At 48.2% G+C, this 15,053-nt stretch carries 15 protein-coding genes; 5 read left to right on the forward strand and 10 right to left on the reverse strand.

Going from position 1 to position 15,053, the window contains the following annotated elements:
* The first annotated feature begins 124 nt into the window (after nt 1–124).
* Nucleotides 125–628, forward strand: a complete 504-nt coding sequence (locus KNP94_RS09025; RefSeq protein WP_029331436.1) for a hypothetical protein — start codon at nt 125–127, stop codon at nt 626–628.
* A gap of 47 nt (nt 629–675) precedes the next feature.
* Here KNP94_RS09025 and KNP94_RS09030 read toward each other — a convergent pair whose 3' ends face one another.
* Both KNP94_RS09030 and KNP94_RS09035 read right to left on the reverse strand, forming a co-directional pair.
* Entirely contained in the window at nt 676–1,938 is a 1,263-nt protein-coding gene (locus KNP94_RS09030) for a HAMP domain-containing sensor histidine kinase (protein ID WP_214768848.1), read from the reverse strand.
* Entirely contained in the window at nt 1,935–2,597 is a 663-nt protein-coding gene (locus KNP94_RS09035) for a response regulator transcription factor (RefSeq protein WP_088837783.1), read from the reverse strand. The genes KNP94_RS09030 and KNP94_RS09035 overlap by 4 nt, the downstream gene beginning before the upstream one ends.
* A 131-nt stretch (nt 2,598–2,728) precedes the next feature.
* On the opposite strand from KNP94_RS09035, the gene KNP94_RS09040 reads away from it, so the two are divergent.
* From KNP94_RS09040 to KNP94_RS09055, 4 genes are all read left to right on the forward strand, one after another.
* Nucleotides 2,729–3,844 (forward strand): hypothetical protein, encoded by a 1,116-nt coding sequence (locus tag KNP94_RS09040; protein ID WP_215115580.1) that lies wholly within the window; start codon nt 2,729–2,731, stop codon nt 3,842–3,844.
* A gap of 183 nt (nt 3,845–4,027) precedes the next feature.
* Complete coding sequence (locus KNP94_RS09045) at nt 4,028–6,853, forward strand: sensor domain-containing protein (protein WP_215115581.1); 2,826 nt, start codon at nt 4,028–4,030, stop codon at nt 6,851–6,853.
* A gap of 86 nt (nt 6,854–6,939) precedes the next feature.
* Nucleotides 6,940–7,821 (forward strand): YitT family protein, encoded by an 882-nt coding sequence (locus KNP94_RS09050; RefSeq protein ID WP_088837786.1) that lies wholly within the window; start codon nt 6,940–6,942, stop codon nt 7,819–7,821.
* A 32-nt stretch (nt 7,822–7,853) separates the two neighbouring features.
* Entirely contained in the window at nt 7,854–8,750 is an 897-nt protein-coding gene (locus KNP94_RS09055; protein ID WP_088837787.1) for an alpha/beta hydrolase, read from the forward strand.
* 814 nt (nt 8,751–9,564) lie between these two features.
* Here KNP94_RS09055 and KNP94_RS09060 read toward each other — a convergent pair.
* The 8 genes from KNP94_RS09060 to flgM form a co-directional block, all read right to left on the reverse strand.
* Nucleotides 9,565–10,389, reverse strand: coding sequence for a squalene/phytoene synthase family protein (locus KNP94_RS09060; protein WP_214807181.1), 825 nt, complete (start codon nt 10,387–10,389; stop codon nt 9,565–9,567).
* A gap of 137 nt (nt 10,390–10,526) precedes the next feature.
* Nucleotides 10,527–10,751, reverse strand: coding sequence for a carbon storage regulator CsrA (gene csrA / locus KNP94_RS09065; protein WP_029331452.1), 225 nt, complete (start codon nt 10,749–10,751; stop codon nt 10,527–10,529).
* Nucleotides 10,751–11,191, reverse strand: coding sequence for a flagellar assembly protein FliW (gene fliW / locus KNP94_RS09070; RefSeq protein WP_239456754.1), 441 nt, complete (start codon nt 11,189–11,191; stop codon nt 10,751–10,753). The genes csrA and fliW overlap by 1 nt, the downstream gene beginning before the upstream one ends.
* Nucleotides 11,192–11,195: 4 nt before the next feature.
* Nucleotides 11,196–11,774, reverse strand: a complete 579-nt coding sequence (locus tag KNP94_RS09075) for a DUF6470 family protein (RefSeq protein WP_088837790.1) — start codon at nt 11,772–11,774, stop codon at nt 11,196–11,198.
* Nucleotides 11,775–11,788: 14 nt separating this feature from the next.
* On the reverse strand, nt 11,789–12,748 hold the full coding sequence (gene flgL / locus KNP94_RS09080) for a flagellar hook-associated protein FlgL (RefSeq protein ID WP_214768854.1): 960 nt from the start codon (nt 12,746–12,748) through the stop codon (nt 11,789–11,791).
* 7 nt (nt 12,749–12,755) lie between these two features.
* Nucleotides 12,756–14,282 carry a flagellar hook-associated protein FlgK gene (flgK, locus tag KNP94_RS09085; protein ID WP_214768855.1) on the reverse strand — a complete coding sequence of 509 codons (1,527 nt, stop codon included), beginning with the start codon at nt 14,280–14,282 and terminating at the stop codon, nt 12,756–12,758.
* Nucleotides 14,283–14,294: 12 nt separating this feature from the next.
* Nucleotides 14,295–14,702 carry a flagellar protein FlgN gene (locus KNP94_RS09090; RefSeq protein WP_088837792.1) on the reverse strand — a complete coding sequence of 136 codons (408 nt, stop codon included), beginning with the start codon at nt 14,700–14,702 and terminating at the stop codon, nt 14,295–14,297.
* Nucleotides 14,703–14,791: 89 nt separating this feature from the next.
* Nucleotides 14,792–15,040 carry a flagellar biosynthesis anti-sigma factor FlgM gene (gene flgM, locus KNP94_RS09095; protein WP_215115582.1) on the reverse strand — a complete coding sequence of 83 codons (249 nt, stop codon included), beginning with the start codon at nt 15,038–15,040 and terminating at the stop codon, nt 14,792–14,794.
* Nucleotides 15,041–15,053 lie beyond the last annotated feature (13 nt).

Raw genomic sequence — 15,053 nt, forward strand, 5'->3', positions numbered from 1 at the left:
TATGTATGCGATAATAGTAAAATTCCCTTTCGTACAATAGGTAAACCTTATTCTCGAAAAAGATTTGACGGAATTGTCTAAATTTCTTACGATAAGAGTAACGAAACGAAATGGGGTTAAAAGGATGGCTGAACAAGAACAATTAACACAAGAACAGCTCGATAATCTGCTCAAGAACTCATTCGCGATGCAGGTACCAATCCTCGAGAAGTTCATGAAAGATACACATGACCGCTATGCACTCGCAACGACTTCTTTCAAACGGGATATGGACGCGATGAAAGAATCGGAATGGCATCAATTCTTCGCCGGCAAATTGTTACCGCACTTCTTCCTCGAGCATCTTGGATTCGGCGCTTCGTTCCGCTTCAACGGACACGATAAAGAAGTCGACCTCCCGGAAAACGTCGTCCCTGTCCGTAATGATGCAGATGACCAAATCGCGAAAGTCGTCCTCGGCGTCGAAAAAGCGATGAAAGACATGCACATCAAAAACCACAGCCTCGTCGCGAAATTTTACCAAGAGACACTCGAACTCGCTTGCCAAATGGGCAGCCGTGTCGGCATGAGTGATGAATTCTATACACTCGTCAAACCGAGTCTCGTCCACGAAAACGAATCAAAATAAGCACTGACAGCCCCGCTCCTCTCGACGAGGAACGGGGCTTTTTTACATTATAGACGAATAAAGAAACACGCTCCGCCTTGCGGACTCGTTCGGACGCCATAGACCAGTTCATGGCTGTCGAGAATCAAACGGCTAATCGCAAGCCCGAGCCCGTGCCCGGAACTGCCGTCTTGTTTGACGTACAAATCCCAAATCGTCGTCCGGTCGGACTCCGGGACGCCACGCCCCGCGTCCTCGACCGTCAATTCAGTCTCCGTCAGCCGAATGATGACCCGGCTATCAGGCGGAGCAGCCGCGTGGGCATTCATCAGGAAGTTGACGAGGACCCGTTCGAACATGTGCCTGTCAACACGACGCGTGACGGACACAGCTTCAGCGACAAGTGCCACTCCATCCTTCGCAAACGTCGCCTCCAACCGTCCGACCGTATCGAACACCAGGTCATCTAGTCGCGTCTCAATCCGTTCGAGCGGCATCATCCCTCCGGCAAGTTTCGAGTAGACGAGCGTCTCATCAATCAATAGGCCGAGGCGATCCGTCTCCTCGATGATGCTGTCCGTGACATCCGGTAGTTCGTCTAGCGGAATCACTCCTGCTGCGAGCGCCTCCGTTTCGTTGCGGATGATTGCGAGCGGCGTCCGCAAATCATGGGTGATACCGGCGATGAATGACTTTTGCAACGTTTCTTTTTGGAGGAGTTGTTCCTGCATTTCATCGACGGCAGCAATCAACTCACCGACTTCATCATTCGGTCGTTCAGGTAGCGGGACGCTTTTTTTTCCCGCTCCGATTTGCTGGGCGACGGACCGTAAGTTGACGATCGGTCGCGTGAACTGTCGTCCCATATAATAAGCAAGCCCTGTCGCAAGCAACAAGGTCACGAGGAGCGCGACACCAATCGCCAAGTAGACACCGTTCAACGCACTACTCGCGAGCGGTGCATTCCGAATCGTCGTGATGACCGTGTCCCCCTCTTTCAGCTGATAGGTCAACAAACGTTGATTCTGAACATCAATCACGTCTTGTTGCTGCAACTTCTCGAGCGCCGGTAAGTTGACCGGTTGCGGTCCTCGTCCACCGAGGCGTTGCGTTTGTCCGTCGATCGTGATGAAACCTTGAATGTCACGGGGAAGCGGTTGATTGCCGTCGATCGCTTCTTGAATGATATTTGCTTCACGTGCGAGTTGACTGTAGCGTTCGTCTTCCGCAAACCGATTGACGAGCACCGCCGTCAAGATAAAACTCAAGCTACCCATGACGAGGAGCGGTGCGACGACCGCCAGTAAAAACTTCCGCATCAATTTACTCATTCCATCGCCTCCAGTCGATATCCGACCCGGTGGACCGTCTTTAACTGTTGTTTGATCGTCGGTAACTTATCACGCAATTGTTTGACGTGCGTATCGACGGTCCGGGTATCGCCACCGAATGTATATCCCCAGACATCATCCAGGATTTGATCGCGACTGAGTGCTTCACCGATATGTTCGACGAAGTATGTCAACAGCTCAAACTCCATCTTCGCTAGACTGAGCGACTGCTCGCCGTTTTTGACGAGACGCGCTTTCGGATCCAACGTTAAGTCACCCAACCGGAAGGCGGTGTCTTTCGGACGCTGGTTCAGCGCCCGCTCGAGCCGGATCGTCAGTTCTTTCAAGACGACGGGTTTGACGAGGTAATCGTCTGCTCCGAGCTCAAGTCCGAATACACGGTCATCCGCTTCACCACGCGACGTCATCATGAAGACGACGGGCGGCATAGCGACCGCTTTAATCGACGGGACGAGCGACCAGCCGTCCCCATCCGGGAGTCGAACATCGACGAGGACCGCGTCAAACGTCGTTTTGCTTAAGGCGTCCTTCGCTTGTCCAATCGACATCGCGAGTGTCACTTCATATCCGTGGTGCCGTAAAAAACGTTCTGTCACGTGTGCTAACTTTACTTCATCTTCAATCAATAAAATATTCATCGTTATCCCTCCACATGCTTAGTGTACCGCCTTTTCCAGCCGATTTGCTTTTCTTGGCAATTTCTTTGCAACTTCCTCACAACTTCGTTTTCGATTCACGCTAACATACAAGGTGAAAGGAGTGATCAACCATGAAATTCAAAAAACAATGGATCACCGCACTTACAATCAGCGCATTAACAGTAGGAGGAGCTTCTGCTCTCGCTGCAACAAATGATAGCGATGCATCGAAAACGAAATCCGAGCGTCATCACTTCGAAGGTATGAAAAAAATGGACGTTACAATCCTCTTAGATAAACTCGGCATCACAGAAGACGAGGCACAAACAGCACGGGAAGCGAAGACATCGATTGCTGAGCTCGCAGAAGAAAAAGGTATCTCGTTCGCCGACTACAAAGCCGCTGAACTTGCAGCAACAAAAGAACAACTTGCTAGTCTTGTCGCGTCAGGTGATCTTACGAAAACACAATCCGCTGATATGTTAGAACGTCAAACGGAGCGCTTCAGCAAAGTCTCGAGCTATGACGAATTGAAAGAACAGCAGCCTAAAGGGCAACGTCACGGTAACAAGGGCGGTTTCTTTAATAAAGAACTCGTCGCAGATGTCCTTGCCGCACTTAACTTAAATCAAGAGGACTTCGATGCTGCGAACCAATCACTCGCCGCGTTCGCCGACTATAAAAAAGCGGTCATCGCCTCACAATCAGAACAACTTGACCAATTCGTCAAAGACGGTAAGATGACGGAAAAACAGGCGACGACGATTAAAGAACGGATGACGGAAGAGTTCTCAGACATGACGAGTTATGACGAGTTGCCGGATCGGGAAAAACAAGGACAAGGCAAACGTGACGGCGGACCACGCGACGTCTTCGGTGACACGACTGCAACGGTCTTAGCGAGTCTCAAACTCGATGAAGCGAAATTCGAAGCTGCCGATCAAGCACTTCCTGAATTTGCGAAAGCGAACGATATCGCCTTCGACGACTTCGAGCAAGCGGTCCTCACCGCTCAAACGGCTGCAATTGATGCGAAACTAGCAGACGGTTCCATCACAGAAAAACAAGCGACGTCGATGAAGGAACGGATGCAAGAACGTGCGGATCAGGTCTCAAGTTATGACGACCTTAAGCAAGGACCACGCGATGGTGGACAAGGTGGACGTCACCACGGAATGAACGAAAAGAATACGGATCAATCAACGGACCCGAATGCAAGCGAGACATCTGTCGATCTTGCCATTTAATCCATTCAAAAAGAACAGGTGCTTCTGTACCTGTTCTTTTATTTGTTTTTTGATATTCCGATTCTCTTTTTTTGAAAAAACAGTCTATTTTTCGAACTTTAATTGCAATTGTCGCCACTTAGAACCGATACTAGAAATAGGATTACAGATTCTTGAATTACATTCTAGTGAGGAGATATAGCTATGACTTTTTTCGACGCTATGCAACGACTAAGTCGTTCATCGACATCCCCTCTATTCATTGGTGGATTAGAACTCTCACATCCCGATAGCGCAGAATTCTTTTTCCATCAAAACGCGGATGCGATTTTCTTTTTTAACCATCTTGGTGAAATCATATATTTCAATGAAAAATTGCCTGCAATGCTTGGGTATTCCACGGAAACACTGTATGAACACTTTGGAGTATTTAATCCCCCTGAACAAATTGATGCAGTCACAGCATTTTTTGAACGTGCTCTTACAGGAGAGACCGTTCACTACACCGCCCAAGGCCTCCATAACGATCATTATCGGCTGACCTTAAAGATTACGAACATGCCCATTCTTCAAGATAATCGAGTCATTGGTGTATACGGGATCGCACGTGATATCACTCGAGAAAAACAACTTGAAGAAGATGTAGTTCAAATTCGATCACAGCTCGAACTAACGGAACACATTCCAGAACTTGTTGTCTTCCATTACGATCCTTCTACGAGGAGCATCGAACATTCCGCCTCTTTGATGAATTACTTAGGCGTTTCATCTGACGAGTTGGGGACATTATCACGCGAACAGTTACATAACCTCATTCACCCGCGCGATTTTGACCCGCTTCTGTTTAATATGGAGCGACTCATTGATTGTGAAGTGGAGATGTTTGAACAAGAGGTTTCTGTCTTAAATGCCTCAAACGGATATCAATTATTACGCTTAAAAGCATTTCGCCGCCCGGAAAACAATGAACTAATTTCCGTTATCCTGTATGACTTATCGGAAGTCAACGAAGCGCGACGCCAATTAACGCTTGAACGGGAACAGACACGTGAAATTTACGAAGCGCTTGATGCAGCCATTTCGCAAATCGACCCTTCTACTGGCCGAGTCCTCTTCCACTCCCAGGGGTTTCTTCAAATTTTTGAAGAATTGCCAGAGGATTTGTGCTTAAGTCAAAAATGGCTATTCGAGCGAATAGACGAACGGGATCACCTGGCGATGAAACATTTTATCCAACAACTGCTTTCTGGAAAATCCGGAACGATTCAATATCGTCTCCGCTTTCCAGATGGACGACGGAAATGGATTGAAGATCAACAGTTACCTGTTTTCCACCTGGATGGGAACATTGCCTATTCAAACAGTATCATGCATGACATCACGCTTCAAAAAGAGTATGAGGAACGGCTGCAGCAACTCGCATTGATTGATGCAATCACCGAATTGCCGAACCGTCAATTATTAACGGACACCATTGAGGAATGGATGAAGAACGATCAATCTTTCTCCGTTCTTTCGGTTTCCTTCAACCGGATTTCTGAAATCAATAACGCGTTCGGCCATGCATCCGGTGATCAATGGTTACAAGCGACGAGTCGCATTCTGTCGATCACTAAACCGGAAGAAGTATTCCTTGGCCATCTTGGGGGAGATGAGTATGCCATGCTCGTACCCTCCAGTTACAGTGATGACATTACTTCCTGTGCGGAAAAACTGCTCGCACTCTCGGCAAATCCGATTTTGATTGAACCGTATGAATTGTTCGCCCGTATTTCTGCTGGGGTTAGTCGTTTCCCAGGAGACAGTCAGGATGCGATTGAACTGCTAAAACATTCCTACACTGCTTTACGCCGTTCACGACGGGAAGATCACAGTACGTTTCATCATTACGCTTCGAATCTTGACATCGATTACTACAGACGTTACCGACTCGAACAAGACTTACACTATGCCATTGAACGCAACGAGCTATTCCTTGAATACCAACCGAAAGTCGATAGCTGGACCGGAAAAATCATTGGACTTGAAGCTTTAATCCGTTGGCAACATCCAGAATGGGGACGGATTCCGCCAAATGACTTCATCCCCCTTGCTGAGGAAAGCTCACTTCATCTTGCAATTGGCGACTGGGTCATTGAGACCGCATGCCAAGCAATGAACTCTTGGGCACGGGCCGGTTCAAATCTTATTCCAATTTCAGTGAACGTCTCACCAAAACGTTTCTTGATTCCCGGTTTTGAACATCAGATTGAGCAGGCATTGCTAAAATACAATTTATCCCCTCATTTATTTGAACTCGAAATCACGGAAGCAGCACTTATTATGGAAGACCCGAACACGAACCGTATGCTCGAACACTTAAGTCACCTCGGTGTTCGAATTGCATTGGATGACTTTGGTAAAGGTTACTCATCGATGGTTTATTTACAGCGATATCCGATTGATGTCGTCAAGATTGACCGTCAGTTTGCAACGCACATTGCTGATGACGCAAAAGCACAGGCCATTGTTAAAAGCATTCTTTATATGGCGTCCGTCTTCAATCTTTCCGTCGTTGCAGAAGGTATTGAAACGATACGACAGCTGGAAACGTTCCGTGCCCTCAATTGTCCGAACATTCAAGGATATTTGTTCAGTCGTCCTGTTTCAACAGAAATCATGCAAAGTTATTTGTTACGGGAAATTTTGTATCCGATTGAAGCCTGCGCCCTGACAAGTGAAGGTACTCCCAGTTTTTCGATTGAAGGGAAAATTAAGATGTTGACGCACCATGAAATGGCGCTGGATTTCGATTATTCGGACATTCATGCGCATCAGACGGATACACGCCACCTCTATTTCACAACAGAAGTCCCGCTGCCTTTAAACACAGCGACCTTCGAAGTCCGTTTATCCGAAGGGTTACAACTTGTCAGCTGCACACTGACCGTCATCGGTTTCGAACATGGACAATATATCGGTGCCTATACGAACACTTCGGAAGCAGAACTCGTTTTACGGTTTTTCCAATCAATTCGACCGTTTATCTAATTATTCGCACTAAGGTTGCTCTCGCATGCCTTAGTGCTTTTTTGTTATAGTAAACACAGAAACACTTTTCAAAAAGGGGGAATTCGATGAGTGGTGCGATCCAAACGAAAGCTCACCGACGAACGACGAAATGGCAACTTATACGCCGCCTTTTGTTATTGACGATTGGTGCCATCGTCTTCGCAATCGGTTTGAAAGGATTCCTTGTTCCGAATAATATCATCGATGGTGGGATTGTCGGAATTTCCATCATTGGGTCAAAACTGACGGATACGACACTTGCATTATGGCTCTTCTTTTTAAATATCCCGTTCATCTTTTTTGGTTATAAACAGATTGGTAAGACCTTTGCCCTGTCTACGCTTTATGCAATTTTCATCATGGCGGTCGCGACGAAATTACTCGAAGGCATCGGACCGATGACGAACGTCGATCTCCTTGCGACCGTCTTCGGTGGTTTAATTCTCGGAATTGGCGTCGGTATCGTCATCCGGGCCAGTGGATCGCTCGACGGAACGGAGATTCTTGCTGTTTCCTTCAGTCGCTCGACCCCCTTTTCCGTCGGTGAAATTGTAATGTTCTTTAACGTCTTCATCCTCGGAGCAGCCGGATTCGTCTTCGGTTGGGACCGGGCGATGTACTCGCTGATTACGTATTTCATTGCCTTCAAGACAATTGATGTCGTCATTGACGGACTCGATCAATCAAAGAGTGTATGGATCATTTCTGAGAACTACGAAGAAATCGGCCTTGCCATCATGGACCGGCTCGGTCGGAGCATGACGTACTTACACGGAGAAGGATCCTTTTCCGGAGATGATAAGAAAGTCATTTTTTGTGTCATCAGCCGGCTCGAAGAAACGAAATTAAAAGAAATCGTCCGCGACTTCGACGAACAGGCCTTCATCGCCATCGGCAACATTCATGACGTCCACGGTGGCCGCTTCAAGAAAAAAGATATTCATTAATTCACAGTTGTTCGAGAAAGGGAGTCGCGCCGTTGTTGAAGAAACATCGCAAGAAAATCATCGGGGGATTGATCCTCGTCATCGTTCTTTTGTTGATTGCTCTCGTCGGAATTTCTGCTTATGTCGGTTCGTCCTTAACGAAACCGGAACGGGAAGCATTGACGACGAATCCTAAAAAAGCAGAAAAACTGGCTTATGAAGACGTCTCCTTCCGCTCGCTAAAAGATCGCACGCGGCTATCCGGCTGGTGGATTCCGAGTGAGGATGCGAAACTGACAATCGTCTTTGCTCACGGCTATGGGAAAAACCGGGAACAGACGGATGTCCCCATCTTCCCGCTCTTCAAAAAATTTCATGATGCCGGCTATAACGTCTTAACATTTGATTTCCGCGGGTCTGGGATCTCGGAAGGAAAACGTGTCACGGTCGGGGCAAAAGAACAAGATGACTTGCTGACAGCTGTCAGCTATGCCAAATCACGTGCTTCAGAGCCGGTTGTTCTTTATGGTATCTCAATGGGCGCTTCGACTGCCCTTGTCACGGCTCCAAAAGCAGATGTCGCCGGTGTCATCGCGGATAGTCCGTTCAGTGATTTAGAAAATTATTTAGAAACGAACCTCCCCGTCTGGAGCGGGTTGCCGAACTTCCCGTTCACACCCGTCATCCTGCAAGTGACGCCTCCACTGACAGGGCTGAACCCGGAACGTGTCAAACCGATTGAAGCGATTCGACGGATTGATCTTCCCATCCTGATGATTCATGGCAAGGACGATGATGCGATTCCGGTCACGGAAAGCATGCGCCTTCAAAAAGCGGCGCCACATTCTGAGCTTTATGTGACGGAAAACGGCGGACATGTCCAGTCTTATGCCCATGACCGCAAAGCCTATGAAGACAAGGTCCTATCTTATTTAGAAGACATCAAATGATTTCACATCAATAATCGCAGCAACTCTTTAATTAAGGAACAGTCGCTGTACCTTCAATCTCTTAATCCAGAAAAAAGAGTCAATCCAAGCTGATCTTTTATCAGTAGGTTAGACTCTTTTTTGTTTGGGACGACTTCACTAAAATGATTCGAAGTAGAGAAAAACACGGCGACTACGCTTATGACGTGTGAACATGCTATAACGAGATGCGATCCATTCGCGCTTCCCTGTCTCGCCTCGTCTTCAAAGCGGCAATCTTCCGCGCCGCTACAGCAAAGCTGCAGGGTCGCGACCGATTGCTTTTCGCGGTTCTAAGCGATTCGAGACGGATTGCGCTCTAAATCGCCTGCATGCCTGGATTTCTGTCACGGTATTACCTAAAAAGCGTCACGTTTCGTTGACTCCTACGGGAAAAGTGCGTTTTTAACGCACTTTCAGAGGCAGGCAAGACCCTGCTCGTTGTCCGTTAGGACCAAAGAGCAACGGCTTGCGCCTCGCCCGAGGAAAGCAACGAAAAAAGAGACGCTTTCTCTCCCGATTGCACGTTGTCTACAGTCTGAGTACGTTTTTAACGCACTTTCAAAGTCAGACAAGACCCTGCTCGTTGTCCGTGGGGATTAAGGAACAACGAACAAGGAAGACGCCTTCTCTCCCGATTGCACGTTGTCCACACGTTTAAACCCACCTACTACACTGTTCAGAAACCGCGGCAGAACATTAAAGTTCCGGACTCTTGCTAACGACAAAAAACACTTACCCACACGCCTCATCCTGCCAAGCGTCATGTGTAAGTGTTTCTCTTTTAGTCAGTTCATTATCGTTTTAAAACCGCACTTCCGACGATTTTCAAGACTTCTGGTCGACTGAGCTTCTCTTTTCCCCGAGCGAGCGCATCCAGCGTTCCATGTGCGAGGGCAAGTGGAATCTTACAAAACTCGTAGATCGTCGTCTCTTTCGGAATCGACGCGAGATACAAATCCGCTTCTGCCAAGTTATCCTGCGCGTACGTAAACATCGTCTCCGTCGTCCAACCGGGTGGGAAGTATCCGACACCGCGTTCTGCATCTTCTTGTTGGTTCCGTAAGATGTTAACTGCTTGGAGTCCCCGACCAAAACCAATCGCCTGTTGTTTATCCGTGACGATACCCGCTTTCCAGTACCAAATATCTGACAACATGACACCGACGAGTCCCGCAACATAATACGTGTACTCATCAAGATCCGCTTCCGTTTCGACCGTCCAATCACGTTCTGCCCAGACGGCCATCCCTTCTGCCATCTCTGCCGTCGATTCAAGAACTTTCGCTCGGATACCACTCGGGCAGTAGGCAATCCATTCTGAAAGACGAAGGGTCACTTCCGGCAACTGATTTGCATACGGCGCAATCAATGCTTGATAAGCAGCTCCCGAAAACGTTCCACGCATCTGGAGGGCCGTCTCCCGAAGGAGCGTCGTCTTGACGTCTGTCGGCAAGTCTTCATGGTCCTCAATCTCATCAATCGCACGCATGCACAGGTAGGCAGACCCGACTGCCTCTTGCAGTTCTTGCGATAGGCGACTGATTGGTATATAAAAGGTTCGGCTCGTCGCTTTTAGTACACGATTCGCATCTTTTTTCAGCTGCTTCGTCTCATTCATTGCTTACACTCCCTCTTTGTCTAAAAAGGTTTCTTTTCTCTACATTACTATACACGATTCGAAAGGAATGAGCATTTTTTTCGTAGAAATGAAAAAAACTTCTTTTGGTCGCGTGCGCACAAAAGAAGTTCACCTCATTATTCAGAACGCTGTTTTAACAACTGACTCATCAATCCGGTACTTCGAGATGCTTCCGCATTTTCATCTTGGATTGCAAGATAAATTTCTTTCCGATGGATGTCGATGTGACGCGGCGCATCGATTCCGAGTTTGATTTGGTCCCCTTCGATTGCAAGAACCGTCAACTCGATATCATCCCCGATTTGAATCGCTTCCCCCGTTTTACGTTTTAAGACGAGCATCAGCGACCACCTACTTCCGTTAGACTACCAATCACATGCCGGTTTGAATACGTTTCATCAAGGATGACTTGTTTCGCTTGCCGACGTTTCGTCTCCATGACGAACGGTGCGCGTAAGTTCGTCGTCGACTCCTCGAACCGTTCACGTAACGTGACCGTCGTATAGACAGCGACTTGTGCCGTATCTTGGATACCGAGTTGTTCTTTCGCTGATTCTGGTAATTCAAAGACATACTCCGGATCAATCCAAAACGGATTCGTCACGACGAATGCGCATTCCGTTTGATCAATCGATTGGAAGGACCAGAACGGAATGCCTTCTCCGAACGGTAATAAGATAAAACGACGTGCCTCTGGAAAACCGGGTACTTCGGAAGCGAACGTGATGATTTCACTTTCCTCGATTTGAACCGTTCCAAAAAAATCTGTTTCGATATGCATGTGATTATCCTTCCCCATCGAATATGCCGCCGACTGGCCACATATCCAGTTGATTTTGTTCCCGTAGGTAAATTTCTGTCGTGCCTGGCGTGACGTTTAATTCCGGTCGATGTATCTCAACATCGATTTGCGGTTTTTGCGCCGTATAGTTGACACGCACCTCTGCCGGTGTGTAATTGATTTTGACCCGGTCGAGACTGCGTGGCGTAAAGCCGAGCGTCGTCACTTCTGCCGGTGGTGCTTGCCGGGATGTCGCGATGCGAGCAACGGCATCTCCCCGTTGCTCGATCCGCATCAACTGATCCCCTTCAGCTGCTGCCCGCCCGACTGCTTGTTGTCCCATTTGTCGTCCGTAATCAGCATAACGCTGAACGGATTCAAATGCCGGGATTCGTCCGATTTCAATCCATGCCTGGGATGAATCAATTTCGAGTCGTGCCGCGACCGTTTCGAGCGACAGCTCGCCTTTCGGTTGCTCGATTGACAAGGACGCTTGTTGTTGGTGTTGTTCAAGCGTCGCCCGTGTCGTATTGATACCGATTTTAGCAGACGTTTGACGCATTTCAAGATGCGGAAGGTTCATCTCCCGTCACCTCCTTAACGTAGGAAATCGAGTAGTGTCGGTTGAATGATTCGCGCACCGGCACTGAGTGCGGCCCGGTGAAGCGTCTCGTACGATTTGAGTTCCATGATGACTTTTTCCGCTTCGATGTCTTCGTTATCCGACATGACGGATTTCGCGATGATTTCTTGATCTTCAAGGCGTGACGCATTCAGTTCAAGACGATTGACGCGTGCTCCGAGATCCGCTCGTGTCTCGACCGTTTGATTCAGCATCGTGTCTAAATCCTTTAGCATCCCTGACAACTCGGCTCCATTGTTTGAGCTATCGACGGCTCCCGTGTCTGAGACACCACCAAGCGCATCATATAATTTTTTTAGTGTTGTAAACGTCTCTGCGCTAAACACGCTCGTCGGCGAGACATTGACCTGGACTTCGATTCCTGACGACACTTCATAGCGGATTACTTCGCTGTCTTTACCGCCCGGGTTTCCGTCCGTAAAGACCGTATCGACAGACTTACCAGGCGTCGCTAAATACTCTTTTAGACCTTCCATCGAAACGAACGGTTGATCCGTCTTCGTTCCGTTGAAGATGACTTTTTCATTGTATTTCGTGTTGGCGAGTGTCCCGATGTGTTCAATCAGCTGCCCGACCTCACTTTGAATTGCTTTTCGTTGTGTCGCGTCATACGTATCCGTTGCTGCTTGCGTCGTCAATTCACGAACACGACTCATCGCTGACGTCACTTCGTTCAGTGCCGAATCGGTTAAGTCCATCCAACCTGTCGCTTCGTTGACGTTCTTTTTGAACTGTTCGACTTCACGGACTTCTGTCCGGTAACGGATTCCTTGCATCGCGACGACGGGGTCTTCCGAGGGACGTTGGATTTTTTTACCGCTGATCAATTGCTCTTGTAATGTGCTTAATTTTTGGTAGCTTGACGATAAGTGTCCGATATTCGTTTTCGTCAGCATCGTTTGCGTTACTCTCATTTAGTCATCACCGTCCTACGATTCCCATACCGTTGATGATCTTATCGAGCATCTCATCAACCGTCGTGATATTACGCGCTGCCGCGTTGTAAGCATGTTGGTACTGAATCATCATCGTCATCTCTTCATCGATTGAGACAGCCGAGACTGACATACGGCGCTGTTCCGCGCTTTCCATCAAGACGGCCGAGCTTTGCCCGAGTCGCGCGACTTGGTCGGTCGCGACCGCCATGTCACCGATGACGTTTTGATAAAAGGAACCGATTGTCGTTGTCGTATCCGACTGGTCGAAACGAATGCTTGCCGTCTTCATGTTGGCGAGCTTCAAGGCACCGGCGCTGTCCCCGATGTTTCCATCCGTCGACGTCGCGATGTTATCGAGACTCCTCTTGATTTCGCTTCCTAGTGCGATCGTCTTCGCTGTGATCGGACCGTTGGATGAACCGAAAAATTCGTTTGTCCCGTTCGTCCCGTCTTTTTTAAGATTCCCTGCGTGGGCTGTGTTGAAGGCTTCGGCAAATGTTGCTGCCATCTCATCGAGGTGCCCTTGCATGTTGACGTATTCGCCCGTTGCTTGACCATTCTCGACATGACCATACATCTCAATCAGACCGATTAGCCGTCCTGATGAGAAGCCGCCTGCTGTGTCAAATGAAATCGTTTGTGAATCTGTTTTAAACCCTGTATAGAGTCCGTTCGCATCGGTCGTGAACGTGAGTGTCCCGGCCTTCGGTAAATCCGAGTCGACTGCAAGCAACTTATCGCCGTTCGGTAGTTTAATCCGGACATCGATTCGTCCTTCTGCCGTTTTGACGGTATTTCCGAGCTGCCCTTGCTGGATCGCATCGCTGTCGACGGAGACTTTTTCAAAGTCGACATATTCAGCGAGCTCATCAAAGTAACGGTCCCGCTCATCGTATAGCGCATTCGGTAAGACGCCGAGCGGCTCAACCGTATGGATTTCCGCATTGATATTGTGAATTTTTTTGAACAAATCGTTGACTTTTTTCGTCGAGACGTCGATTTCGCTTTTCAGGTCGCCTTGCACTTGATTAAGCGCCTTCGCCATGTAGTTGAACGTTTGCGTCAAGGTTTCTGCTTTTTGACGGACGACACTGCGCGCCCCGGAATCTTGCGGATTCGTCGACAGTGTTTGAAGCGACTCCCAAAATCCATCAAAAGCTTTTGATAGACCGGTATCCGACGGTTCATTGATGATGTCTTCCATTCGGCCGAATGCCGCTTCTTTCGTACCATAGTACGATGTCTTCGTCGCTTCGTCGCGATACTGTTTATCGAGCATCACGTCACGCACCCGTTCAAGCAATTCCCCTTTGACCCCTGTGCCGATTTGCCCCATCTTGCCCGTTCCGATCGACATTGAGAGTTGCTCTGTCGTCGCCATGATTAAGCGCTGACGTGAAAAACCAGCCGTTCCGGCGTTCGCAATATTGTTTCCTGTGGATTGGAGCGCCCATTGGTTCGTCGTCAGTGCCCGACGTCCTGTCTCAAGCCCCATAAAAGTTGATGCCATTCGTCTACCTCCTTAAGCATTCCGGTTAAAGTGTGTGCGGTCGAGTGCGGACTGACCATATGTAAAATCATCGGCTTCCGGGATCAGCAATTGTAAGTGCCAATCGAGATAATGAAGCGATTGTTCGAGTAATTCAGCGTTCAAGTCGTTCAGTCGTTTGAGCTGACCGATCGTCTGTAACAAGCGGCGTAATGAAGCGACATCCTCCGGGTGATCTTGTAACCACTCGGTCATCGTCACCTGTCCCATCCGTTCAAGCCGTTGTTGTTCGAGCTGTTCAATCCGTTTCAGATGTACCGGTTCTTCTTTGACGATTTGTGAGAGTCGCTTCATATCATTTTGAATCAAAATTGTCTTTTTTTCTTTTGCAAGATCCAATAAAGCATCGTGCTCACTTACGAGTTGTTCAAGGATTTCCATCCGATTGCCTCCTCACAGTTTGCTCTTCATATAAAAAGCGACCCGCGCATCCGTGCCCCGAGTCGCCTCTACTGTCATAGTTGTCCCTCTTACAAGTTCAAAAAACGCTCCGCGATTTTTTTCACGTCTGGTTTATAGGTTCCATCCTGAATGGCTTGACGAAGGGATTCGATTTTTTCGGTCCGTGATGTTGGTGTCTCATTGAAACGCGCACGCGCTTCACTCGAGATTGTCACTTCATCCGGCCGATTCGTACGTTTTGCTTCTGTTCCTTCTACTGCTTGATTTCTTTCGTACGCTTTAGGCATATTCACCCATTTCGTAGAATCAATTCGCATGTGAACACCTGCT

The sequence above is a fragment of the Exiguobacterium sp. s80 genome, assembly GCF_018618725.1.
Classification (GTDB): domain Bacteria; phylum Bacillota; class Bacilli; order Exiguobacteriales; family Exiguobacteriaceae; genus Exiguobacterium_A; species Exiguobacterium_A oxidotolerans.

Coding starts and splice junctions, on each gene's coding strand:
- KNP94_RS09025 (WP_029331436.1), top strand. CDS start 125: ATGGCTGAACAAGAACAATTAACACAAGAACAGCTCGATAATCTGCTC.
- KNP94_RS09030 (WP_214768848.1), bottom strand. CDS start 1,938: ATGAGTAAATTGATGCGGAAGTTTTTACTGGCGGTCGTCGCACCGCTC.
- KNP94_RS09035 (WP_088837783.1), bottom strand. CDS start 2,597: ATGAATATTTTATTGATTGAAGATGAAGTAAAGTTAGCACACGTGACA.
- KNP94_RS09040 (WP_215115580.1), top strand. CDS start 2,729: ATGAAATTCAAAAAACAATGGATCACCGCACTTACAATCAGCGCATTA.
- KNP94_RS09045 (WP_215115581.1), top strand. CDS start 4,028: ATGACTTTTTTCGACGCTATGCAACGACTAAGTCGTTCATCGACATCC.
- KNP94_RS09050 (WP_088837786.1), top strand. CDS start 6,940: ATGAGTGGTGCGATCCAAACGAAAGCTCACCGACGAACGACGAAATGG.
- KNP94_RS09060 (WP_214807181.1), bottom strand. CDS start 10,389: ATGAATGAGACGAAGCAGCTGAAAAAAGATGCGAATCGTGTACTAAAA.
- csrA (WP_029331452.1), bottom strand. CDS start 10,751: ATGCTCGTCTTAAAACGTAAAACGGGGGAAGCGATTCAAATCGGGGAT.
- fliW (WP_239456754.1), bottom strand. CDS start 11,191: ATGCATATCGAAACAGATTTTTTTGGAACGGTTCAAATCGAGGAAAGT.
- KNP94_RS09075 (WP_088837790.1), bottom strand. CDS start 11,774: ATGAACCTTCCGCATCTTGAAATGCGTCAAACGTCTGCTAAAATCGGT.
- flgL (WP_214768854.1), bottom strand. CDS start 12,748: ATGAGAGTAACGCAAACGATGCTGACGAAAACGAATATCGGACACTTA.
- flgK (WP_214768855.1), bottom strand. CDS start 14,282: ATGGCATCAACTTTTATGGGGCTTGAGACAGGACGTCGGGCACTGACG.
- KNP94_RS09090 (WP_088837792.1), bottom strand. CDS start 14,702: ATGGAAATCCTTGAACAACTCGTAAGTGAGCACGATGCTTTATTGGAT.
- flgM (WP_215115582.1), bottom strand. CDS start 15,040: ATGCGAATTGATTCTACGAAATGGGTGAATATGCCTAAAGCGTACGAA.